This is a genomic window from Seohaeicola saemankumensis (assembly GCF_042678485.1).
Lineage (GTDB): Bacteria > Pseudomonadota > Alphaproteobacteria > Rhodobacterales > Rhodobacteraceae > Seohaeicola > Seohaeicola saemankumensis.
The window spans coordinates 760,362-781,639 of record NZ_JBHTKR010000001.1; the positions used below are offsets into that span (position 1 = coordinate 760,362).

Sequence of the window (21,278 nt, forward strand, 5' to 3'; positions counted from 1 at the left end):
GCGTGCAACGTGATGTATATGCCTGAACATTTTCACGAAACAGACCCGTCTGAAGTGGCCGGTCTGATCGCGGCCTTTCCGCTGGCCTGTATCGTGGCACAGACCGCCCAGGGGCTTGTGGCCAACCATATCCCCGTGATGCGCGAGGGCGATACCGCCCTTGTCGGCCATATTGCGCTGAACAATGACATGCACCGGGTGATCACGGATCACACGCCGGTCCTGGCGATTTTCAGGGGGCAGGATGGCTATGTCTCGCCCAACCTTTACCCGACCAAGAAAGACCATCACCGGCACGTTCCGACCTGGAACTACCAGGTGGTGCATGTCGCGGGGCAGATCAGCTTTCAGCATGACGACAAGACCAAGCGCGCCATGGTTGGCCGCCTGACGCGCGATCACGAAACCCGGATGAACGGGGACGCGGCCTGGCGCATGGCGGATGCGCCGCGCGATTTCATGGACGGGATGCTGGCCGCCATCGTGGCCTTCCGCATCGACATCGCCGGGATCGCCGCCAAGTCGAAGCTGAGCCAGAACCGCGAGGCGGTCGATCATGCGGGCGTGGTGCAGTCCTTCGAGGCGCGCGGGCTTGATGCCATGGCCGCCCGGATGCGGCGCAATACCCGGTCGGACGAATGAAAAACGGCGGGTTGCGGCCCGCCGTTTCCTTTTGTCGCAATGGCTTGCGCGCCAAAGCTCAACGCATGCGGAGCGCACCGTCGATGCGGATCGTCTCGCCGTTCAGATAGCCGTTTTCGACGATGAACCGGGCCAGCGACGCGTATTCCTCGGGGCGTCCCAGGCGGCGCGGGCAGATCACATCGGCGGCAAGCTGATCCTGCACCTCTTGCGGCAGGCCCATCAGCATCGGCGTCAGGAAGATACCCGGTGCGATTGCCATGACGCGGATCCCCTCACGCGAGAGATCGCGCGCCATCGGCAGGGACATGCCCGCGATGCCCGCCTTGGACGAGGCATAGGCCACCTGACCCTTCTGCCCGTCGAAGGCCGCGACCGAGGCGGTGTTGACGATCACGCCGCGCTGGCCGTCTTCGGTGGGCGCGTTCCTGGCCATTTCGGCGGCGGCCAGGCGGGCCACGTTGAAGGTGCCGACAAGGTTGATGCCGATCACGCGGTTGTAATGGTCAAGGCTGTGCGGGCCGTCACGGCCCAGCGTCTTTTCGGCGGTGCCGACGCCCGCGCAATTGATCGCGGCGTTGATCTTGCCCATCTTTTCCATCGCATGGGCAATCGCGGCCTTGACCGAATCCTCGCTTGTCACATCGGTCTGGACAAAATGCGCCCCGATCTCTTCGGCCACGGCCTGACCGCGCGTGGCATCGCGATCCAGAATGGTGACCTGTGCGCCCGAGGCGCGAAACAGGCGCGCTGTGGCCTCTCCCAGGCCAGACGCGCCGCCCGTGATGACGGCAGCCGTATCTTGCATCTGCATGTGATCCCTCTTCCCTTTGAATTGAACGTCAGTTCAGTTACTGCCAGCTTGCGGTATTTGTCAAAGCGCATCGGCCCAGCCTAGCCGTGGCGCCGGTTCCATCGGGCGATGACCGACATCTCGATCACGGTCAGGATGATGCGATAGATATGATGCGCTGTCACCAGTGCGGGATTGGCCTGCAAGCTCAATGCGATCAGCGCCATCTCGGTCACGCCGCCGGGGGCGAAGCTGATCAGCAGCATGTCGAAGGGCGCGCCGGTGATGTCATGAACCAGCACCACCAGCACGACGGCGATCGCCATCATCAGGCAGACCGAGATCAGGCCCAGCCCGATCCCCCGCGCCAGGGCGCGCCCTTTCAGCCCGCCAAACCGCATCCCCAGGCTGGCGCCGATCACGATCTGCGCCTCGTTGATCAGCCATTGCGGCATGTCCAGCGGCACGATTCCGCTGAGGCTGACAGCCGCCGCGACGAACAGCGGCCCGGTCAGTTGCCCGGCCGGCAGGTGCAGCCATTTGCCGACCCCCAGGCCAAGGGCGCCCACCGCGATCACCACGGGCAGTTGCGTCAGATCGACATCGGCGCGCGCCAGGGTCATGCCACCCGCGCTGCCCACCGGCGCGCCCAGCCAAAGCGACAGGCCGATCGGCAGGACCGTGATGACCAGCACGATCCGCAGGAATTGCTGCATCGTCAGGATGGCCAGGTTCGCGCCGGCCTCCTCGCCCATGGCGATGCTTTCCATCAGCCCGCCCGGTGTGCCGCTGTAAAAGGCGGTGGCGCGGTCATAACCGCCAAGCCGCCGGAATATCGCGTAATTCCCCGCATGGGCCAATCCGACGAATAGCGTCAGCGCCGCGAAGCTGACGCTGAGCGAGGGCAGCATCGCCACCATGTCGGGCGTGACCTGCGCGCCGATCATCACACCGATGACGGCCAGAAAGATCAGGCGGATGCTTTGCGGGAACTTGTAGCCTTCGGGAAAGCGGCGCCCTGTCACGCTGGACAGAACCGCGGTGGCGATCAGGCTGCCCAGCATGTAGGGCAGGGGCAGCAGGGTATAGCTGGCCAGCAGCCCGCCCGCGGCACCGGTGGCCAGCACGAGGATCGTGGTCAGGATGAATGCGCGGGTCAGGGTTCGGGCCTTGCGTCGCTGCGTCGGGATGCCCCTTCTTAGGCCGGGCGAACGGGGATGCCAAGGGCGGGCGCGGCCAGCGTGACGGGTGCATTGCCGATGCGGGTCCTTGGCGGCTATGCTGGCCCTTGGGCAAGCTGCGGTGGCACGCCCGCAATGGCCGGCACAGCGACAGCGAGGGGCGGGATCATGAGCGATCTGACACGTTTCGACATCGCCCAGTTCGATACCTATGACACGGCCCTGGCCGAGCTGATCGAGGGCCGCAAGCAAAGCCACTGGATGTGGTTCATCTTTCCCCAGCTCAAGGTGCTCGGGCGTTCGGCCACGGCGCGGCATTTCGGGATCGCGGACCTGGACGAGGCGCGCGCCTATCTGGCCGATGCCGATCTGGGGCCGGGGCTGATCGCGGCGGCCAGGGCCGTGCTGTCACATCCCGATCGCAGCGCAGAGCAGATCATGGGGCCTGTCGATGCGCTCAAGCTGAGATCCTCGGCAACGCTGTTTCGCGCAGCGGCGCAGGATCCCGAGACGCGCGCGGTCTTCGACGCGATATTGACGACATTCTATGACGGACTACCATGCGCGGTGACGTTGGAGCATCTGCGCGCGCAAGCCGGGTCGGGTTGAGCCGCAGGAACAATCCGCATCAATCCGCATCAATCCGTATCAATCCGCGCGCGGGATGTCGAAACCCGCGGGGGCCAGGGTGAAGCCCTCGAAGCTGAAGGCAGGGCTGACGGTGCAGCCGACCAGTGTCCAGTCGCCCGTGCTGCGTGCGGCCTGCCAGTGTTCGGGCGGCACGATGATCTGGGGGGCCTCGCCCGCGAAAAGATCCGGGCCAAGACGGTGATCGCGCGCGGGGCCTGCTTCGGTTGCGGCCAGCGACAGGATCAGCGGCGCGCCTGCGTAGAAATGCCAGATCTCGGTCGCGTCGACCTTGTGCCAATGGCTGCGCTCGCCCGCGGCCAGCAGGAAATAGATGCAGGTGCCGCTGGCGCGCGCAGCACCGTCAGCACCGTCGATCCAGGTCTGGCGATAATGGCCGCCTTCGGGATGCGGGATCAGGCGCAGGCGTTCGATGATCTCGGACGCGCTGGCCGAGGCAAGGTCGGGTGCGGGCATGGGGTCAGAGCTTTCCCTCGATCACATAGCGCAGGATGGCCACGACCTGATCGGGGGTCTGCGCCACGGCAAGGGCTGCGGCATCCACTTCCTTGAGGGCATGCTGGTGATCCGGCCCGTGCAGGATGATCAGCGATTTGCCAAGGGCCGCCGCATAGCCTGCGTCGAAGGCGGCGTTCCATTGCTTGTACTGATCGCCGAACCGGACCACGACCACATCGGCATCCGCGATGCCCTTGCGTGTGCGGATGGCGTTGACCATCGCGCCCTTGTGGTCGTGCCAATACTTGTCCGGCTCCGCCCCAAGGATCGTGACGCCGCAATCGTCGCTGGCCGCATGATCGGTGACCGGGGAATTGAACGCAATATCAAGACCTTTTGCGCCCCGGATGATCTGTTCGCGCCAATCGGTGTGGATTTCACCCGAGAGATACACGTTCCATGTCATGACTGTCCTTTCCTTGGGTTGTGTCCGTCTGTGACAGCAAGCCTAGGCGCAGACCGACAGGGTCTCAACCCGCAAGGCGGGTTGCCTGGTATTTCCGTGCAGGTCGGGATGGAGCGGGTGAAGGGAATCGAACCCTCGTATTCAGCTTGGGAAGCTGCTGCTCTACCATTGAGCTACACCCGCGACGCCATGACAGGTAAGTGAGGCCGTGCCGACCGTCAAGCCCTTCTGCGCCGCCGCCGTCCGCCGTCGTCGCCGTTGCCGCCTTCGCCGCGCGTGTTGAACGAGGGCGAGGGCAGGCTGACCACCTTGGCCAGTTCCGGGAAGGGATCGGTCTTGTGCGGGATGGCGTTGGCGGCGACGAAATGTTCCTGGAATTTCGGCTCGATCGCGGTTTCGATCTTGGTGATCTGGCCCACGGTCGTCTCGATCTCGGCGCGGCTGGCGATGTTGCACAGCGCGATCCGCGCGCCGGTGCCGGCGGCATTGCCCGCGCTGAAAACCTTGTCCAACGGCACATCGGGGATCATGCCCAGCACCATGGCGTGCTTGGGGCTGATATGGGCGCCGAAGGCCCCCGCCAGTACCACGCGGTCCACCTTGTCCACGCCCATTTCGTCCATCAGCAGCCGGGCGCCTGCGTAAAGCGCGGATTTCGCCAGCTGGATGGCGCGGATGTCGCCCTGGGTCACGCTGATCAAGGGGCCACCGTCGGCGCGGGCGTCATGGATCACATAGGCATGGGTGCGCCCTTCGGGGATGCAGCGGGGGGTGCCGGTCTGGTCGGCCGATCCGATCAGGCCCGAGTCGTCCAGCAGGCCCGCCATCCGCATCTCGGCCACGGCCTCGATGATGCCGGAGCCGCAGATGCCGGTGATGCCGGAACCGGCGGCGGCGGCGGCGAAGCCGGGCTCGTCCGACCACAGATCGGTGCCGATGATGCGGAAGCGCGGCTCTTTCGTCACCGGATCGATCTCGACCCGTTCGATGGCGCCGGGGGCGGCGCGCTGGCCCGCGCTGATCTGCGCGCCCTCGAAGGCCGGGCCGGTGGGCGAGGAGCAGGCCAGCACGCGCGTCGTATTGCCCAGCAGGATCTCGGCATTGGTGCCGACATCGACGACCAGGACCAGATCCTTGGACTTGCCCGGCTCCTCGGACAGGGCGACGGCGGCGGCATCGGCCCCCACGTGGCCCGCGATGCAGGGCAGCAGATAGACCTGCGCGCGGTCATTGAGCGTGGTGAACTCCAGATCCTTCGCGCGCAGCGACAACGACGAGGAGGTGGCCAGTGCGAAAGGCGCCTGGCCCAGTTCGACCGGGTCGATGCCCAGCAGCAGGTGATGCATGACCGGGTTGCACACGATCACCGCCTCGAAGATCGTGGCGGGATCAATCCCGGCCTCGGTGCTCAGGCTCTGGGTCAGCCCGTTGATCGCGGTGCGTACGGCGCGGGTCATGTCCTTGTCGCCGCCGGGGTTCATCATCGCATAGGACACGCGGCTCATCAGATCCTCGCCAAAGCGGATCTGCGGGTTCATCACGCCCGAGGAGCACAGCACCTGGCCAGAGACCAGGTCGCACAGATGCGCCGCGATCGTGGTCGACCCAAGGTCGATCGCCAGGCCGTAAAGCCCGCCCTCATAGAGCCCTGGCCAGATGTCCAGCAGACGCGCCGGGCCTTCATGGTGGTCGCGGTACAGCGCCACGGTGACCTGCCAGTTGCCCTTGCGCAGCACCGGTTGCAGCTTTGTCAGCACCGACAGATCCGCCCTGATGTCGGCGATCTGCCATTGCTCGCGCAGCGCGCGGGCGAGGCGTTCCAGATCGCCGGTGGGTTCGTGCATGTCGGGCTCTTCCACCTCGATGAAATAGAGCCGGGTGGCGGGATCCATGATGATGGTACGGGCCGTGGCGGCCTTGCGCACGACCTGCTTGTGCACCTGGCTTTCGGGGGGCACGTCGATCACGATATCGGCCTGCACGGTCGCCTGGCAGCCCAGACGGCGGCCATCGATCAGCCCGCGCTTGTCCTTGTAGCGCTGTTCGACGCTGTTCCAGTCGGACAGGGCTTCGGGTTCCGAGACGACGCCGAACTTGGAGAATTCACCGTAGGACGGCGTGATCTGGCATTTCGAACAGATCCCGCGCCCGCCGCAGACGCTGTCCAGATCGACGCCAAGCTGGCGTGCGGCGGTCAGGACCGGCGTGCCCACCGGAAAGCGTCCCCGCTTGCCGGATGGGGTGAAGACGACGAGGGGGTCCTGGGATGCCGCGGTCTGTGGTGTCGCTGCGGAAGCTGTGGTCGCGCTGCTCATGGGGTGATCATGTCCTGTTGCCTGTTGGTGCCAAGCATATGCTGCGCGGGCGAAAGGGAAAGGCGTGATGCGGCAGAAAGTTGGTCCGCTGCGTCATTTTGCGGCTGTCGCGAGGGGCTGCGCGGGCGGATGCCTCCGGCGGGGATATTTGCGGCAAGAAGAAACCCCGGCTGCGCGGTCAAGCGGACAAAGGGGGGTTTCCCCCGCAGGGCAGACGTGCAATAGGGAAGCGCCAAACGATCCCAGCATGGAGATGCCCGATGGAGATTCGTGAGGCCCTGACCTTCGATGATGTTCTGCTCGTTCCCGCCGCGTCCTCGGTTCTGCCGTCGACAGCGGATACACGCACACGTGTGACCCGGTCGATCGCGCTGAATATCCCGCTGCTGAGTTCGGCCATGGATACGGTGACCGAATCGCGCATGGCCATCGCCATGGCGCAATCGGGCGGCATGGGGGTGATCCATCGCAACCTTACGGTCGAGGAACAGGCCAACGAGGTGCGCCGCGTGAAACGTTTCGAAAGCGGCATCGTCTATAACCCGATCACGCTGCGCCCCGATCAGACCCTGGCCGATGCCAAGGCGCTGCAGGCGCGCTACAACGTGACGGGTTTCCCGGTCGTCAACGAAAAGGGTCTGGTCGTGGGGATAGTGACCAACCGCGACATGCGGTTTGCCACATCCGATGACACGCCCGTCAAGGTGATGATGACCTCGGACAACCTGGCCATGCTGACCGAACCGGCCGAGCTGGAAGAGGCCAAAAGCCTGATGAAGGCGCGCCGGATCGAAAAGCTGCTGGTCACTGACGGCAAGGGCCGCCTGACCGGTCTGCTGACGCTGAAGGATACCGAAACCGCCGTGCTGAACCCCACGGCCTGCAAGGACCAGCTGGGCCGGTTGCGGGTGGCCGCAGCCTCGACCGTGGGGGATGCCGGGTTCGAGCGGAGCCAGGCGCTGATCGACGCGGGCGTGGACATGGTGGTGATCGACACCGCGCATGGGCATTCCGAGGGCGTGGCCATCGCCGTCGAGCGGATCAAGGCGTTGTCCAATGAAGTGCAGGTGGTGGCCGGCAATATCGCCACGGCCGAGGCCACGCGCGCCCTGATCGGCGCCGGCGCCGATGCGGTAAAGGTGGGGATCGGGCCTGGTTCGATCTGCACCACGCGGATGGTGGCGGGCGTGGGCGTGCCGCAGCTGACCGCTATCATGGATTGCGCGGCGGCGGCGGGTGACATTCCGGTGATTGCCGATGGCGGCATCAAGTTTTCGGGCGATTTCGCCAAGGCGATCGCGGCGGGCGCGTCCTGCGCGATGGTGGGCAGCATGATCGCGGGCACCGATGAAAGCCCCGGCGAGGTGATCCTGTATCAGGGGCGCAGCTTCAAGAGCTATCGTGGCATGGGCAGCCTGGGCGCCATGGCGCGCGGATCGGCCGACCGGTATTTCCAGAAGGATGCGGCCAGCGACAAGCTGGTGCCCGAGGGCGTCGAGGGGCAGGTGCCCTACAAGGGCTCCGCCTCGGCGGTGGTGCATCAGCTGGTGGGCGGTCTGCGCGCCGCCATGGGCTATACCGGTTGCGCCACGGTCGAGGAGATGCGCAAGAACTGCACTTTCGTCAAGATCACCGGGGCCGGGCTGAAGGAAAGCCATGTGCATGATGTCCAGATCACCCGCGAAAGCCCGAATTACCGGGTTGGCTGATGGAAGGGATCGCGCGTTTCCAGACGGATGTGGCCGAGGTCTTCTGCATTGCCGATGGCGCATCCGATTTCGGGGCCCAGGTCTTTCCCTCGGTTGATGCCGATACCTTGTCCCTGCGGCTTTCGGCGGCGGGTGACAGCACGATCCGCACCGCCTTCAACGCGTTCCTGATCCGGCAGGGGCAGGCGCTGACGCTGGTCGACACAGGCTATGGCGCCTTGGCGGGTGACAAGGGTGGCGCCTTGCCCGCGCGGCTTGCAGCGCTTGGCGTGATGCCTGCACAGATCGGCACCCTGGTCTTCACCCATCTGCATGGCGATCATTGCGGTGGCGCGCTTGCCGGTGACACTCCGGCCTATCCGGCGGCACGCGTTCTGATGCATGCGGCCGAGCGCGCCCATTGGCAGGATCGCGATGGGCCTGCCGCACGGGTGATCCTGGCCTGTGCCGGGCGGATCGAGACCGTGTCCGGTGGTGACGCGGTCGCACCCGGCATCTCGGTCTGGGACCTGCCCGGGCATACACCCGGCCATATCGGGTTGCGGGTCGGGGCGAGGCTGGTGATCGTGGGCGACATTTTCCATTCCGCGGCCTTGCAACTGCCGGCGCCGGACACTGCGACGATCTATGATACCGACCCCGAGACCGCGACCCGGACCCGCAAGGCGGCACTGGCCGAAATCGCGGCGCGCGATCTGGTGTTCACCGGCGGTCACGCGGTTGATCCGTTGAAATTTGCCCGGCTCAGGGTGGATGGTGACGGATACCGCGCCATCGCTGCCTGATCGCATCCTGCCCGTCTAGGGGCGCGGACGCCGGCCAAGGTCCAGATCAATCACACCCGCCAAATCGGCCAGGCTGTCATGCAGCAGTTGCAGCACATAGCGCGGGTTATGGGCGTAATTGCCGCTGTCCTTGCGGGACATCTGATAATTGTAGGCAGCCTTCAGCAGGCGTGGCGTCCAGGATTGGTAGCGGTTGGGAAAGCCGCCCTCGGCAGGGGTGATCGTGCCGTCGGCATCGGGATCGTTGAAGAAATAGGGGTACTGGCCCGGCGCATAGGCTATCGGCTGGCCCGAGACCTGCAGGGCATAGCTGCGGATTGCCGCCAGAAGTTGCTGTTCAAGCCCCGCGATCTCGGCGCTGATGCCCCCGGCGATGGCGCCGTCGCCGTCGAAGTCGCCATGCTGCATGCGGATGTCGCGCAGGTCCTCGACGCCGCGGTGGCAGCTGACGCAACTGTCGGGGGCCACGGCCGTGGTATGGGCATCGTGGCAGGCGGTGCAGGTGCTGGCGCTGGGCACATGGGCAAAGCGCCGGGCATAGGACAGGCCGGGATACTGATACCCGCCGGCGGTGTCCCGGCCCCCCAGGGTGGCGGCTGCCACGCTGTAGTGGATGTTCATGAAGCCTAGGTCGGGGGCGACCACATCATCCGGCAGACCTGCCGCGGCCTGCGCGACATCGTCGCCTGACATCCGGCCGAGGTGACAGGCAACACAGACCGCCGCGGCGCCAAGGCCAGTTTCGGTGATGCCTGACGGATAGGTCACGGCATCCAGCGCATGTGCGGTGTCCGTGTGGCAGGAGGCGCAACCGATCGGCGCGCCGATGGCGGCGGGATGGTCCACAACACCGGCCGGGGTGCCATCCGCGCCAAGGTAATCCAGAAAGCCCGGCTGGGAATGACAGGCGGCGCATTCCACAGGCACGCTGCCCTGCTTGTTCCAGTAGGTGAAGGACAGGCTGTCATGATCGGCATGCGGTGCGTCCAGCCAGTCCTGCACAAGGCGCGCCAGCGCGTCGCGGTCATATTGTGCAAGGCCCTGCTGCGCGACAGCCTGCGTGCAGGCGATGCCGAACAGCATGGCCATGGCCAGAACGGTGATGCGCGCGGGAACGGCGAAAGCGTGGGGCATGTCTGGATCCTTCAGATCATCGAGAGGCGTAATCACTGGCATTCTGCCCCAGAATTTCCGAAGGTTCCTTGAGCCTGATCAAGGCGGGGCGCCTGGTGCCGGTGGCACCTTCGGCCTGCAGCAACAAGGGATTGCCGCCATGTCAGGCACACCAGACCGCAAGGGCCGTCATGTCAGCCTGCGTCTTCCGGGGCGTGGGCTGGCGGTGATCTACCTGGGCTTGTGCCTGTTTCCGATCGTCCTGGCCGGGTTTTCGCAGGCCGCCCCACTGGACGGGTGGGAGGCGTTTGGCGCGGGCCTGGGGCTGTCGGGGCTGGCGAGCCTGGTCTTGCAGCTGCTGACCTCGGGGCGGTTCCGGCTGGTGTCGGGGCGCATGGGTATCGACCGGATCATGGCCTTTCACAAGATCGCGGCCATGGCGGTGCTGCTGGCGCTGCTGGTGCATCCTTTGGCCTATGTCCTGCCCACGTTTCTGGACGACCCCGCGCGCGGTGCAGAGCGGCTGATAGCCTACGGCCTGCTGCCGGCCTATCGCAGCGGCGTTGTGGCGCTGGTTGCGTTGCTGTTGCTGGTGGTGACAGGGGTTCTGCGCGACTGGATGCATTACGAGACCTGGCGCGCCATGCACCTGATCCTGTCGCTGGTGGCGCTGGGCGGTGGCTTGCACCATGCGCTGACAGCCGGACGGCTGAGCGCCATGGGGCCGTTGCGCGCGATGTGGCTGGTGGATGCGGTGCTGGTGGTCGTGGTGATCGGCGTGCTTTACGGCTGGCGGTGGTGGCGGCTGCATCGCCGCCCTTTCGTTCTGCGCCATGTGCAGCGAATGGCCGACCGCATATGGGAGATGGATATCGCCCCCGGTCCTGTTGCCCCGGCAACGGACACGCCTGCCGCTGATATCCCGGCCCTGAACTATCGCGCCGGGCAGTTCGTCTGGATGACCGCAGGCGCGCGCCGGTTTCCGCTGTTTGATCACCCGTTCTCGATCGCGGACAGCCCGACCCGGCCAACCCTGCGGCTGATCATCAAGGAGGCGGGCGATTTTACCCGGACGGTCGGCGCGCTGGCGCCCGGCACACCGGTCGGGATCGACGGACCCTTTGGCACCTTCACCCTGTCGGATCATCCTGGCGACAGCGTGGTGCTGATCGCGGGCGGTGTCGGGATCGCGCCGATCATGGGGCTGTTGCGCGACCTTGTGGCGCGGCGCGACCCGCGCCCGGTGCGATTGGCCTATGCGGTGGGCCGCCCCGAGAATTTCGCCTGCCTGGACGAGATCGCGCAGGCTGCGACGGTGCTGGACCTTCAGGTCATGCTGATCAGCGAGACCGCTTCACCAGACTGGCAGCAGGACATCGGCCTGCTGGACCGGCCGCGCCTTGCCCGGCTGATCAAGGGGTTGGCGCCCCGGACCTGCGTCGCCATGATCTGCGGCCCCGGTCCGATGATCAGCGCCGTGTCGGATCAGCTTTTGTCACTGGGCCTGCCGATGGCCAATGTCGTCTACGAGCGTTTCGATTATGCCGGGGCGCTGGGCGGGCGCAAGGACCGGTATCGTGCAGCGCAATATCTGGCGCTGCTGCTGGGGCAGGGCGCGCTTGTCTGGGTGCTGTCGCGCCTGCTTGTCTGAAGGCGCGCGCCTTCGTGCGCGCGCAGGCCAGGCCCCAGGGCACCATCGGCCGTGCCAGGGGGGGCAGCCGCGCGGATCACGCCGCCCACAGGTTCCAGCAATCCGGTCATCGCGGCAATGCCCCCGGGCAACGGGCGGCCCTTGCCTGGCCTGGCGGGTCTAGCCGCGCGGATCGTGCAGCGCGATTGCGCCACCCGGTGCCGCCAGAACCAGCCCGGCCTGACCGGCCAGCGGGCTTTGCGCGGGGATCGGGCTGACCTCGTGACCGCGCGCGGCCAGATCGCGCAGAACCTCCGCGCCGGCGTTCGATTCGATCTTCAGGCTGTCGCGGCTGTCGGAAAATGTGCGCCCCAGCAGGAAGCGCGGACCGGCCAGCGCCTCTTGCGGGGATTGGCCGAAATCGATCAGGCGGGTCAGCAGCATGGCCAGGGTCTGCGGCTGCCCGTCGGCCCCTTGCGTGCCATAAACGATTTGCGGGCGTCCGTCCTTCAGGGCGATGCCGGGGTTCAACGTATAGAACGGCAGCTTGCCCGGCGCGAAGGCGTTCGGATGGTCCGGATCGGCGCGGAAAGCGGCCCCGCGGTTCTGCCAGATGATCCCGGTATCCCCGGCCACAACGCCGCTGCCCCAGTCGAAATAGGTGCTTTGCAGGACGCTGGCCGCATTCCCCTGCGCGTCGATCGCGCCCAGAAAGACCGTATCGCCATGCTGCCATTGATGCGGCCAGGGCAGCGCCTTCTGGTGCGAAATGTCGTCTGCCATGGCGGCCAGGCGGTCTTGCTGCAACCAGTCATCCGTGACTGGCGGTCCGAAATCCGGATCGGCCAGCCTGTCGCGCCCCAGAAAGGCGCGTTTGACCGCTTCCACGCAAAGATGGATGTGGTCGGTGCTGCCGGGTTGCACCCCCGACAGGTCCAGCCGTGACAGGATGCCCATGATCTGCAACGTGGTCACGCCCTGTGTCGGCGGTGGCGGGGCCAGCAATGTCAGGCCGCGATAGGGCAGCGCGAGGGGGCGCACCTGGCGGGTGCGGGTGGCGGACAGGTCCGCGGCCCCGATCACCACGCCTGCATCGCGCAATCCGGCAAGGATGCTGCGGGACAGTGCGCCGGTGTAGAATTCATCGCCGCCTTTCTCTGCGATCAGGCGCAGCGAGCGGGCCAGTTGTGGCTGTCGCAGCATCTGACCGGCGGTCAGGGGCTGATTACCTTGGGTATAAAGTGCTGCAAATCCGGGCCAGTCCTGGCATTCGTCCTTGCGAAAGGCGCCCCAGAATGCCTGCGAGGGCGAGACGGCGAAACCCTCCTCGGCCAGGGCGATGGCGGGGGCCAGCAACGCGTCCCATCTGGCCTGGCCGCCCAGATCGTCCCGGGCCGTCGCGAAAGCCTGCTGCCAGCCGCTGACAACGGCGGCAGTGGTCAGGATCGAACCGGGGCCACGGGTGGGGATCGGGCCGCGCGGCATGGGGCGGTCGATGCCCTGTCCAATGGCCAGATCGCAGCGTTGCCGCCCCTGTCGATCCGCCAGCAGCCAGACCGCGTCGCCCCCAAGCCCGCAGAAATGCGGCATCACCACGCAAAGCGCCGCACCGGCCGCAATCAGCGCCTCGGGGGCGGTGCCGCCCGCGCGCAGCACAGCCATGCCGGCCGCTGTCGCCAGGGGATGCGGGGTTGTCAGCGCACCGGTCATGACGCGCGCCCGGCGTTGCAGCAGGCGGTGCAGCAGGGGCTGATCAAGAACATGAGGTCTCCTTCCAGGGCCGTCCCAGGTGGTGTTTCGCGCCCGGCTTGGGAAAATGTTCCACAATAAGGCTTGAAACCTGCTAGGCGGGCAGGGAATACAAGTAAATATTCACTTACCTCCGCGCCTGTGCCGTGAGGGTCAAGTGATGCTTTTTTAGGCAGTCGGGGCGTGCAAGCCGACTGGCAACGCGGGCGGCGGGCGTATAAGCAACGGCCGGACACAGGGCAGGGCGATCGGGTGATGACGGAGGCCGCAGAACAGAAAAAGTCGCGTCGGCGCGACCCGGAACGCACCAGGGCGCAACTGCTCGAGGCGGCGCTGCATGAATTTGCCGACCACGGGTTTCACGGTGCGCGGGTTGACCGGATCACCCGCGCGGTCGGCTGCAATCCGCGGCTTCTGTATCATTACTTCGGCAGCAAGGAAAAACTCTACATCGCCGCGCTGGAGCATATCTTCGCCGATATCCGCGCGCAGGAACGTGAACTGGACCTCGACCGCCAGGAACCCTTGCAGGCCATGCGCCGGCTGGTGGAATTCACCTTCGATTTCTTCGATGGCAATCCGCTTTTCGTCAAGCTGACGCGCAACGAGAACCTGCTGGAGGGGCGGTTCATCGCGCAGATCGCGGCGATCCGTACAAGCTCGCAGCCCCTGCTTGAGGCGATCAGCGCGATCATGGCGCGTGGTCAGGCGCAGGGCGTCTTCGGGCATCGTTACGATCCGTTGCAGATCTATGTCACCATCGTGGCGCTAAGCGCGCATCACCTGAACAACGGGCACACGCTGTCGGCGATCTTCGGGATCGACCTGCTGAGCCGGGATTGGCGTGGTGCAAGACGGGCGCATACCGTCGATCTGGTGCTGAACGCCCTGACGGGCGACGAATCGCCCCGCGGCTGATCCTGATCTGATTCCCCCGCGATCCGGTCCCGCATCGCCGGGATCAACCCTGGTCCATGGGGTGCAACCGGGGTTTTCAGCCGCCCGATGCTGCGGGACTCTTTCCGAAAGCTGCCATTATTGCGCGCGCATGCCCGCCTGACTGCCCAATAATTCATCGCTTTCGATGTTAATTCATAAAATACTTACTTAGACCACTTCCCAGTTTCCGGCGCTGGCTGTCACGTGGCGGCATGAACATGACATCAGACATCCCCGCCCCAGCGATGCCGGTGCCCGCGACGCAACCGGCCTCACGGACCAACCCGGTGCATCCGCGCCCGGCGATCGAGCTGCAGGAAGCCTCGGTCGTCTTCGGCAAGGGGCCGCAAAGCGTCACGGCCCTGTCGCCCACGACCCTGCGTATGGAGCGGGGCGACTTTCTGGCGCTGGTCGGCCCGTCCGGCTGCGGAAAATCGACGATCCTGCGCCTGGCCAGTAACCTGATCCAGCCCTCCTCGGGGCTGGTGCTGCTGGGCGGACGCGAGGTGGCCGCCAAGGAGCTGCGGATCGGGATGGCGTTCCAGAACCCGACGATGCTGCCCTGGCTGACCATCGAAAAGAACGTGATGCTGCCTCTCAAGATCGTCGAGCCGTTCAAGCGGACGTTTCAGCAGGACCGCAAGGGTGCCTATCGCGACCGGGTCCATGCGCTGCTGGCGCAGGTGGGGCTGAAGGATTTCGCAAACCATTACCCCTGGCAGCTGTCGGGGGGCATGTTGCAGCGTGCGAACCTGTGCCGCGCGCTGATCCACGACCCCGACCTGTTGCTGCTGGACGAACCTTTCGGCGCGCTGGACCAGTTCACCCGCGAGGAGCTGTGGCAGATCCTTCAGGATCTCTACCTTGATCGCAAGCCGACCGTGCTGCTGGTCACGCATGACCTGCGCGAGGCCGGTTTCCTCGCGCGCCGCATCTGCGTGATGAGCGCGCGTCCCGGCCGTGTCATCTCGGACCGCGAAGTCAACCTGCCGCAACCGCGTGACATCGGCGTCATCTACGAGCCTGCCTTCGTCGAGATGACCCAAGGCCTGCGCGAATTGATCGCGCAGGTGCGTAAATGACCCCGGTTTCCCAAAGGAGATCCCGCCATGACTGACGCAACCCGGATCAGGGTCATGTCCTTTTCGTTCATCCTGGGGTTCTTCCTGTTGTGGGAGGTCCTGTGCATCGTGCTGAACGTGTCGGACCTGATCCTGCCGCGCCCCTCTGAAATCGCGGTGACGCTCTGGACCCGGTTCCCGGTGCTCTGGCCGCATATCCTGCAGACACTCTACGCGACGCTGACGGGCTTTACGCTGGGGGTGATCATCGGCGTGTCGATCGGCGTGCTGATCGGCACCTCGCGGGTGGCTTATGGCGTGGCCTATCCGCTGCTGGTGGGTTTTTCGTCCATCCCCAAGGTCGCCGTGGTGCCGATCTTCGTGCTGTGGTTCGGATCGGGCACGACACCCGCCATCCTGACGGCCATGGTGATCTGCGTCTTCCCCATCGTTGTGAACATCGCCACGGGCCTGGCCACGACGGAACCGGATCTGGAAGACGTGCTGAAAACGCTGGGCGCGTCGAAGAAAGAGATCCTGTGGAATGTCGGTCTGCCGCGCACCATGCCCTATTTCTTTGCCTCGCTGAAGGTGGCGATCACCCTGTCCTTCGTGGGTGCGGTGCTGTCGGAAACCGTCGCGTCCAACCGGGGCATCGGCAATGTGATGATGACCGCCTCATCCAACTTCCAGGTGTCACTTGTCTTTGCGGGGTTGTTCGTCCTCGCGCTGATGGGGGTCGCGCTTTACGCCTTCTTCTCTTTCCTGGAGGCCCGCGTGACCGGCTGGGCCACGCGCGGCAACGACATCGCCATCACCTGAAACATACCTGTGTCACGACGTCTCCTGAACCCTCACCTGAAACCCGCGATAGAAGGAACAACAGAATGAAGAACGCTGTCTTTGGTGCCGTGCTTGCCCTTGCGGCCGGGCTGTCCCCGGCCTGGGCCGAAATGACCGATATCCGCTTTACCCTTGGCTGGAAGACCCAAGGCTCTGACGCGCCCTTTCTGCTGGCGCTGAGCAAGGGATATTTCGCCGAGGAAGGTCTGAACGTGACCATCGACCAGGGCGAAGGTTCGGCCGCGACCGTGACGCGGATCATGGGTGGCGCCTATGATGCCGGTTTCGGCGATATCAACGCGATCATCCAGAACGCGGCGCAGCGCCCCGGCGAAGCCCCGGTGATGGTCTATCAGCTGTGGAACCGCCCGCCCTTTGCCATCGTGACGCCCAAGACATCCGGCATCGAGACACCCGCCGATTTCGCGGGCCGTACGCTGGGTGGCGCACAGGGCACGCCGACCACGCGCCTGTTTCCGGTCTTCGCAGAGCTGAACGGGATCGATCTGGCCAGCGTCAAGCAGGAAAACATGGCCCCCAACCTGCAAGAGCCGATGCTGATCCGCGGTGATATCGACGGGGCCTTCGTGTTCACGATCACAAGCTGGTTCAACCTGATCGCCAACCGCCAGGACCCGGCCAAGGACTACAACTGGTTCCAGTTCGAAGAATACGGCATGGACCTTTATTCCAACGGCATGATGGTGTCGCGCGCATTGCTGACCGACAAGCCCGAGGTGGTTGCCGGCATGGTCCGCGCCGTGAACCGCGCAACGCTGGAAATCGCCAAGGACCAGGATGCCGCGATGGAGGCGATCATGGCCTTCGACAACCTGGTGAACCCCGAACTGGAACGCGCGCGCCTGAACTTTGCCCTGACCAACCTGATGAACGCGCCCGAGGTCGACACCATCGGCATGGGCGATCTGGTGGACGAGCGTCTGACCCGGTCGATCGGGATCGTGGCCAAGGGTTACGGGCTTGAGCGTCTGCCCGAAGCCTCCGAGATCTTCGACCGGTCGTTCCTGCCGCCGGTGACAGAGCGTGCCTTTGCCGTCGAGATCATGAACTGATCCAGGCTGCGATCACCATGCGCCGGGCGGCTTTATCCGTCCGGCGCATTTTCCTGTCTGACCTGCATGACCAACCCCGGATATGTCGATGAACGCGCCTCGGACCCTGATCAGCGGTGGCCTTGTCCTGGTCGACAATGCGCGTTTCGCGCCTGTGTCGTTGCTGATCCAGGACGGGCGGATCACAGAGCTTGTTGACGGTGACGACGGCCCAGAGGGCGTGCAGGTGATCGACGCCACGGGCCGCATCATCATCCCCGGTCTGGTCAACGGGCACACCCATTCCCATGGTGCGCTGGGGCGGGGCGGGGTGCCGGATGATGCGACGCTTGAAACCTTTCTGGCCGGTTCCCCGGCGCTGAACGGCCAGCGCAGCGCGGATGATCTGCGGCTGTCGGCGGAACTGTCCGCGGCCGAGATGATCCGCAAGGGCTGTACCGCCTGTTTCGACCTCAGCGTGGAACTGCCGGGGCCGTCCGTTGCAGGCATACATGCCGTGGCCGAGGCCTATCATGCGGCAGGCATGCGGGCGGTCGTGGCGCCGATGATCTCGGATCGCACGATCTACCAGGCGCTGCCGGGCCTGCTTGCGGCGTTTCCCCCCGATACGCGCAGTGCGCTGGCCGCGATGACCCTGCCGCCCTGGCGCGAAACCCTTGCGATCTGCAAGGCGGCCTTTGACGCGTGGCCGGTGCCCATGGACCGGGTCAGGCCGGGCATCGGCCCGGCCATTCCGCTGCATTGCTCGGATGATTTCCTGACAGCCTGCGCGCAACTGGCCGAGGCGTCGGATCTGCGGCTGCAAACCCATCTGGCGGAAACCCGGATGCAGCAGGTGGCCGCGATGCAACGCTATGGCACCACGCTGACGGCGCATCTGGACAGTCTGGGCGTGCTGTCCGCGCGCTTCAGCGGGGCGCATGGTGTCTGGCTGTCGGCGGATGAGGCCGCATGTCTGGCCGGGCAGGGGGCCGGGATCGTGCATAACCCGCTGAGCAACCTGCGCCTGGGGTCCGGGACCGCGCCCCTGCGGGCGCTGGCCGATGCGGGGGTCACCTTGGGCGTGGGGACCGATGCCTCCAACACGTCGGACGGGCAGAACATGTTCGAGGCGCTGCGCCTGGCCTGCACCCTCAGCCGCGCCAAGGCCGATGACCCCGGCACATGGATCACCGCGCTTGAGGCGTTCCGCATGGCGACCGAAGGCAGCGCGCGCATCCTCGGGCTGACCCGCGTCGGTCGCATCGCACCAGGCTGGGCGGCGGATCTGTTGTTTCTGGACCGCGACTATTGCCACTATGTCCCGCTGCGCGATGTGCTGACGCAGGTCGTCTTTGCCGAAAACGGCGCCGCCCTGCGCGAGGTGATGATCGCGGGCCGCATGGTGTTTTCGGACAATCGCGTGCTGACGCTGGACGAAGCCGCGCTGGCGTCCCGCGCCCGCGCCGCCGCCGCATGGCTTGATGCCGCGAACACCGAGACCCGCGTGATGGCCGAGGCCGCCGCCACCATCGTGCGCAGTTTTTGTCACGCGGCCTGCACATCCGCATCCCGTTCCTGAAGGAGGACCACCATGGACCAGAGAACCGATCCGCTCACCGCCGCCAAAGCCATTGTCGAGGCCTATCTCGAACGCTCGATGGTGCCCGATCCCGAAGGCGCATCCGCCTATCTGGCCCCCGATTTCGAACTGGTCTTTACCGGCGCGCGCCGCTTTGCCGGCCCGGCCGAAAGTGCGGCCTTCAACGCGAAACGCTATGCCTGGGTCAAGAAGCGCTTTCTGCGCACAGATGCCGCGCTGGACCCTGAAACCGGGGATGTGCATGTCTACAACACCGGCTATCTTTACGGCGAATGGCATGACGGCACCGCCTTCGAGACGAACCGCTACATGGACAAGTTCATCGTGCGCGACGGCAAGCTGATCCGCACCGACGTCTGGAATGACAGCGCCGAAATCCTGCTGGCAAAGGCGGGTCTGGCCGAGGCGGAGCTTTAAGCACATGCTGAAGGATCATGGCCGTTACGACTATGTCCCGATCACGCGGCGCGCCGATTACACCTGGCCGGGTGGCGCGCGGCTGGCTGTCTATATCGGGCTGAACCTGGAACATTTCGCCTTTGGCGAGGGGCTGGGGGCAGAGCTTGCGCCGGGCGGGCCGCAGCCTGATGTGCTGAATTACGCATGGCGCGATTACGGCAACCGTGTCGGCGCCTGGCGGATGCGCGACATGTTCGATGCGCTGGATATGCCCGTCAGCGTTCTGGCGAATGCGGCGATGTATGATTACGCGCCCGAACTGATGGCGGCCTTCCGCGCGCGCGGTGACGAGGTGGCGGGGCATGGGCGCACCAATTCCGAACGCCAAAGCATTCTGGACGAGACCGCCGAGGCCGCGCTGATCGCCGAGGCGACGGATGCGATCACCCGCGCTGAAGGGGTCGCGCCGCAAGGCTGGCTTTCGCCCTGGATCGCGGAAAGCCGGGTGACCCCCGATCTTCTGGCCGAGGCGGGGTATGGCTATACGCTGAACTGGTGCATGGACGATCAACCCGTCTGGATGCGTACGCGGACCGGCCGCATCCTGTCGATCCCCTATCCGCAAGAGGTGAACGACATCCCCTCGATCGTGGCGCGCAAGGATGGGGCCGGGTATTTCGCGGACATGATCATCGACAATTTCGACGAGATGCTTGAACAGTCCCGCAGCCAGCCGCTGGTCATGGGGATCGCCCTGCATCCCTACCTGGTGGGCCAACCCTACCGCTTGCGTCACCTGCGGCGCGCGCTGGCGCATATCACTGCGCGGCGCGACGACATATGGCTGACCGCGGCGGGCAAGATCCACACCTATTGCCGGGACCAGATCGCGGATCTGATCCCCTGACAGGGTGGAAGGCCAGGGCACATAGGGCCGGGGCGCAGGCATCTGCGCCTTGGCACAATTCCGTTGCAGGCGTCCGGATTTCGCCCTATGATGGTATTCTCTATCCTGGGGATGCAGTCCGGATCATGCACATGGCGATGACGCAATCATATCGAGGACGAGGACGGGGCTAACGTCAGCTTCCGTGGCTCAGTGGACAGAGCATCCGGTTTCTACCCGGGTATCGCAGGTTCGAAAACTGCCGGAAGCACCATGGGCGGCGATAGCTCAGGTGGTAGAGCATCGGTTTTCCAGTCCGAAGGTCGCCGGTTCGAACCCGGTTCGCCGCTCCAACATTCCCGCATGACATCACGACACTTGCGCGCAGGGCCGGTTTTTCTCCTGAACCCGGATCGTCACACGCCCTGACGGGCAGGCGTGTTCCAACCGAATGGGCCGGGCGACCGGCAGGCAGATCGCGCGGCCGGTCCTTTCGTAAAATGCCCTTTCGCGGCTACTCCTGGATGGATTCCAGATAGTAGACAAGCGACAGGATGCGTCCACGCGCCACCATATCCGGCGTCTCTCCGCGCTGACTGGTTGCCGAGGCCGTATACCGCTCGCCCCAGACCGGCATTTCATTTCCATGCGCGGGCCGCAAGTCGCGCCCGTCGATCATGAAAAGCGTGCTTTCCAGTGGAAACGTCCCACCATTGCGCGCCGCAAGACCCGTCAGGTCCGGGGTGGCGATCTTCAGAAGACCGGCCAATGGCCCATCACCTTTCGCCGTTTCGCCATGGCATCCCGCGCAGGCGATCATGTACTCGTTCTGGCCGGCGTCATCCGCTGCGACGGAATGCACCCCCACCATGCTGGCAAGAACAGCCGCGATATGAACAGTCGTTTTCATTGCAATACCCTCCACCCTTGGAAGCCGGTGTCGTCTGGCTTCTGCGACAAGGCTAACGCCGCCGATTTGCGCACACATTGACTTGCATCAAGCAGCCCTGTCCGGAATGGCCCAAT

Annotated in this window: 20 protein-coding genes and 3 tRNA genes; 14 read left to right on the forward strand and 9 right to left on the reverse strand. The window is 65.3% G+C overall.

The window, feature by feature from the left end:
* The first annotated feature begins 12 nt into the window (after positions 1 to 12).
* Positions 13 to 642 carry an FMN-binding negative transcriptional regulator gene (locus ACFQ3C_RS03655; protein WP_380789062.1) on the forward strand — a complete coding sequence of 210 codons (630 nt, stop codon included), beginning with the start codon at positions 13 to 15 and terminating at the stop codon, positions 640 to 642.
* A gap of 58 nt (positions 643 to 700) precedes the next feature.
* On the opposite strand, the gene ACFQ3C_RS03660 is transcribed toward ACFQ3C_RS03655, so the two are convergent.
* Both ACFQ3C_RS03660 and ACFQ3C_RS03665 read right to left on the reverse strand, forming a co-directional pair.
* Positions 701 to 1,456 carry a 3-hydroxyacyl-CoA dehydrogenase gene (locus ACFQ3C_RS03660; protein WP_380789063.1) on the reverse strand — a complete coding sequence of 252 codons (756 nt, stop codon included), beginning with the start codon at positions 1,454 to 1,456 and terminating at the stop codon, positions 701 to 703.
* An 80-nt stretch (positions 1,457 to 1,536) separates the two neighbouring features.
* Positions 1,537 to 2,562 carry an AbrB family transcriptional regulator gene (locus tag ACFQ3C_RS03665; protein ID WP_380789064.1) on the reverse strand — a complete coding sequence of 342 codons (1,026 nt, stop codon included), beginning with the start codon at positions 2,560 to 2,562 and terminating at the stop codon, positions 1,537 to 1,539.
* A 222-nt stretch (positions 2,563 to 2,784) separates the two neighbouring features.
* Between ACFQ3C_RS03665 and ACFQ3C_RS03670 the strand changes: the two genes are divergently transcribed.
* Positions 2,785 to 3,225, forward strand: a complete 441-nt coding sequence (locus ACFQ3C_RS03670) for a DUF1810 domain-containing protein (protein ID WP_380789065.1) — start codon at positions 2,785 to 2,787, stop codon at positions 3,223 to 3,225.
* Positions 3,226 to 3,264: 39 nt separating this feature from the next.
* On the opposite strand, the gene ACFQ3C_RS03675 is transcribed toward ACFQ3C_RS03670, so the two are convergent.
* The 4 genes from ACFQ3C_RS03675 to ACFQ3C_RS03690 form a co-directional block, all read right to left on the reverse strand.
* A complete protein-coding gene (locus tag ACFQ3C_RS03675) occupies positions 3,265 to 3,720 on the reverse strand; it encodes a cupin domain-containing protein (RefSeq protein ID WP_380789066.1) in 456 nt (151 codons plus the stop codon).
* 4 nt (positions 3,721 to 3,724) lie between these two features.
* Entirely contained in the window at positions 3,725 to 4,168 is a 444-nt protein-coding gene (locus ACFQ3C_RS03680; RefSeq protein ID WP_380789067.1) for a YtoQ family protein, read from the reverse strand.
* 109 nt (positions 4,169 to 4,277) lie between these two features.
* Positions 4,278 to 4,351 (reverse strand) — tRNA-Gly (locus ACFQ3C_RS03685).
* Between the two features lie 35 nt (positions 4,352 to 4,386).
* A complete protein-coding gene (locus ACFQ3C_RS03690) occupies positions 4,387 to 6,483 on the reverse strand; it encodes an ASKHA domain-containing protein (protein ID WP_380789068.1) in 2,097 nt (698 codons plus the stop codon).
* Positions 6,484 to 6,743: 260 nt separating this feature from the next.
* Here ACFQ3C_RS03690 and guaB point away from each other — a divergent pair, with 260 nt between their 5' ends.
* Together guaB and ACFQ3C_RS03700 are read left to right on the forward strand one after the other, a co-directional pair.
* On the forward strand, positions 6,744 to 8,192 hold the full coding sequence (guaB, locus tag ACFQ3C_RS03695) for an IMP dehydrogenase (protein WP_380789069.1): 1,449 nt from the start codon (positions 6,744 to 6,746) through the stop codon (positions 8,190 to 8,192).
* The gene (locus tag ACFQ3C_RS03700; RefSeq protein WP_380789070.1) at positions 8,192 to 8,977 is read left to right on the forward strand and encodes an MBL fold metallo-hydrolase; all 786 of its coding nucleotides are present in this window, start codon (positions 8,192 to 8,194) and stop codon (positions 8,975 to 8,977) included. Before guaB ends, ACFQ3C_RS03700 begins: the two co-directional genes overlap by 1 nt.
* Positions 8,978 to 8,992: 15 nt before the next feature.
* Here the strand turns inward: ACFQ3C_RS03700 and ACFQ3C_RS03705 are convergent, their stop codons facing one another.
* On the reverse strand, positions 8,993 to 10,111 hold the full coding sequence (locus tag ACFQ3C_RS03705; protein WP_380789071.1) for a polyheme membrane-associated cytochrome C: 1,119 nt from the start codon (positions 10,109 to 10,111) through the stop codon (positions 8,993 to 8,995).
* Positions 10,112 to 10,250: 139 nt separating this feature from the next.
* Between ACFQ3C_RS03705 and ACFQ3C_RS03710 the strand changes: the two genes are divergently transcribed.
* Positions 10,251 to 11,741 (forward strand): ferredoxin reductase family protein, encoded by a 1,491-nt coding sequence (locus ACFQ3C_RS03710; RefSeq protein WP_380789072.1) that lies wholly within the window; start codon positions 10,251 to 10,253, stop codon positions 11,739 to 11,741.
* 159 nt (positions 11,742 to 11,900) lie between these two features.
* Here ACFQ3C_RS03710 and ACFQ3C_RS03715 read toward each other — a convergent pair whose 3' ends face one another.
* Complete coding sequence (locus tag ACFQ3C_RS03715) at positions 11,901 to 13,430, reverse strand: gamma-glutamyltransferase family protein (protein WP_380789073.1); 1,530 nt, start codon at positions 13,428 to 13,430, stop codon at positions 11,901 to 11,903.
* 294 nt (positions 13,431 to 13,724) lie between these two features.
* Here ACFQ3C_RS03715 and ACFQ3C_RS03720 point away from each other — a divergent pair, with 294 nt between their 5' ends.
* From ACFQ3C_RS03720 to ACFQ3C_RS03760, 9 genes are all read left to right on the forward strand, one after another.
* Positions 13,725 to 14,387: a TetR family transcriptional regulator gene (locus ACFQ3C_RS03720; protein WP_380789074.1), complete on the forward strand. Its 663-nt coding sequence runs from the start codon at positions 13,725 to 13,727 to the stop codon at positions 14,385 to 14,387.
* A gap of 233 nt (positions 14,388 to 14,620) precedes the next feature.
* Positions 14,621 to 15,490: an ABC transporter ATP-binding protein gene (locus ACFQ3C_RS03725; RefSeq protein ID WP_380789075.1), complete on the forward strand. Its 870-nt coding sequence runs from the start codon at positions 14,621 to 14,623 to the stop codon at positions 15,488 to 15,490.
* Positions 15,491 to 15,517: 27 nt separating this feature from the next.
* A complete protein-coding gene (locus tag ACFQ3C_RS03730; RefSeq protein WP_380789076.1) occupies positions 15,518 to 16,291 on the forward strand; it encodes an ABC transporter permease in 774 nt (257 codons plus the stop codon).
* 65 nt (positions 16,292 to 16,356) lie between these two features.
* Entirely contained in the window at positions 16,357 to 17,385 is a 1,029-nt protein-coding gene (locus tag ACFQ3C_RS03735) for an ABC transporter substrate-binding protein (protein ID WP_380789077.1), read from the forward strand.
* An 82-nt stretch (positions 17,386 to 17,467) separates the two neighbouring features.
* Positions 17,468 to 18,946 carry an amidohydrolase family protein gene (locus ACFQ3C_RS03740; protein WP_380789078.1) on the forward strand — a complete coding sequence of 493 codons (1,479 nt, stop codon included), beginning with the start codon at positions 17,468 to 17,470 and terminating at the stop codon, positions 18,944 to 18,946.
* A gap of 12 nt (positions 18,947 to 18,958) precedes the next feature.
* Positions 18,959 to 19,384, forward strand: coding sequence for a nuclear transport factor 2 family protein (locus tag ACFQ3C_RS03745; protein ID WP_380789079.1), 426 nt, complete (start codon positions 18,959 to 18,961; stop codon positions 19,382 to 19,384).
* Positions 19,385 to 19,388: 4 nt separating this feature from the next.
* Entirely contained in the window at positions 19,389 to 20,273 is an 885-nt protein-coding gene (locus ACFQ3C_RS03750) for a polysaccharide deacetylase family protein (RefSeq protein WP_380789080.1), read from the forward strand.
* Positions 20,274 to 20,451: 178 nt separating this feature from the next.
* Positions 20,452 to 20,526, forward strand: a tRNA-Arg gene (locus ACFQ3C_RS03755).
* A 3-nt stretch (positions 20,527 to 20,529) separates the two neighbouring features.
* Positions 20,530 to 20,605: transfer RNA gene (locus ACFQ3C_RS03760), tRNA-Gly, on the forward strand.
* Positions 20,606 to 20,766: 161 nt separating this feature from the next.
* On the opposite strand, the gene ACFQ3C_RS03765 is transcribed toward ACFQ3C_RS03760, so the two are convergent.
* Entirely contained in the window at positions 20,767 to 21,162 is a 396-nt protein-coding gene (locus tag ACFQ3C_RS03765) for a c-type cytochrome (protein ID WP_380789081.1), read from the reverse strand.
* Positions 21,163 to 21,278 lie beyond the last annotated feature (116 nt).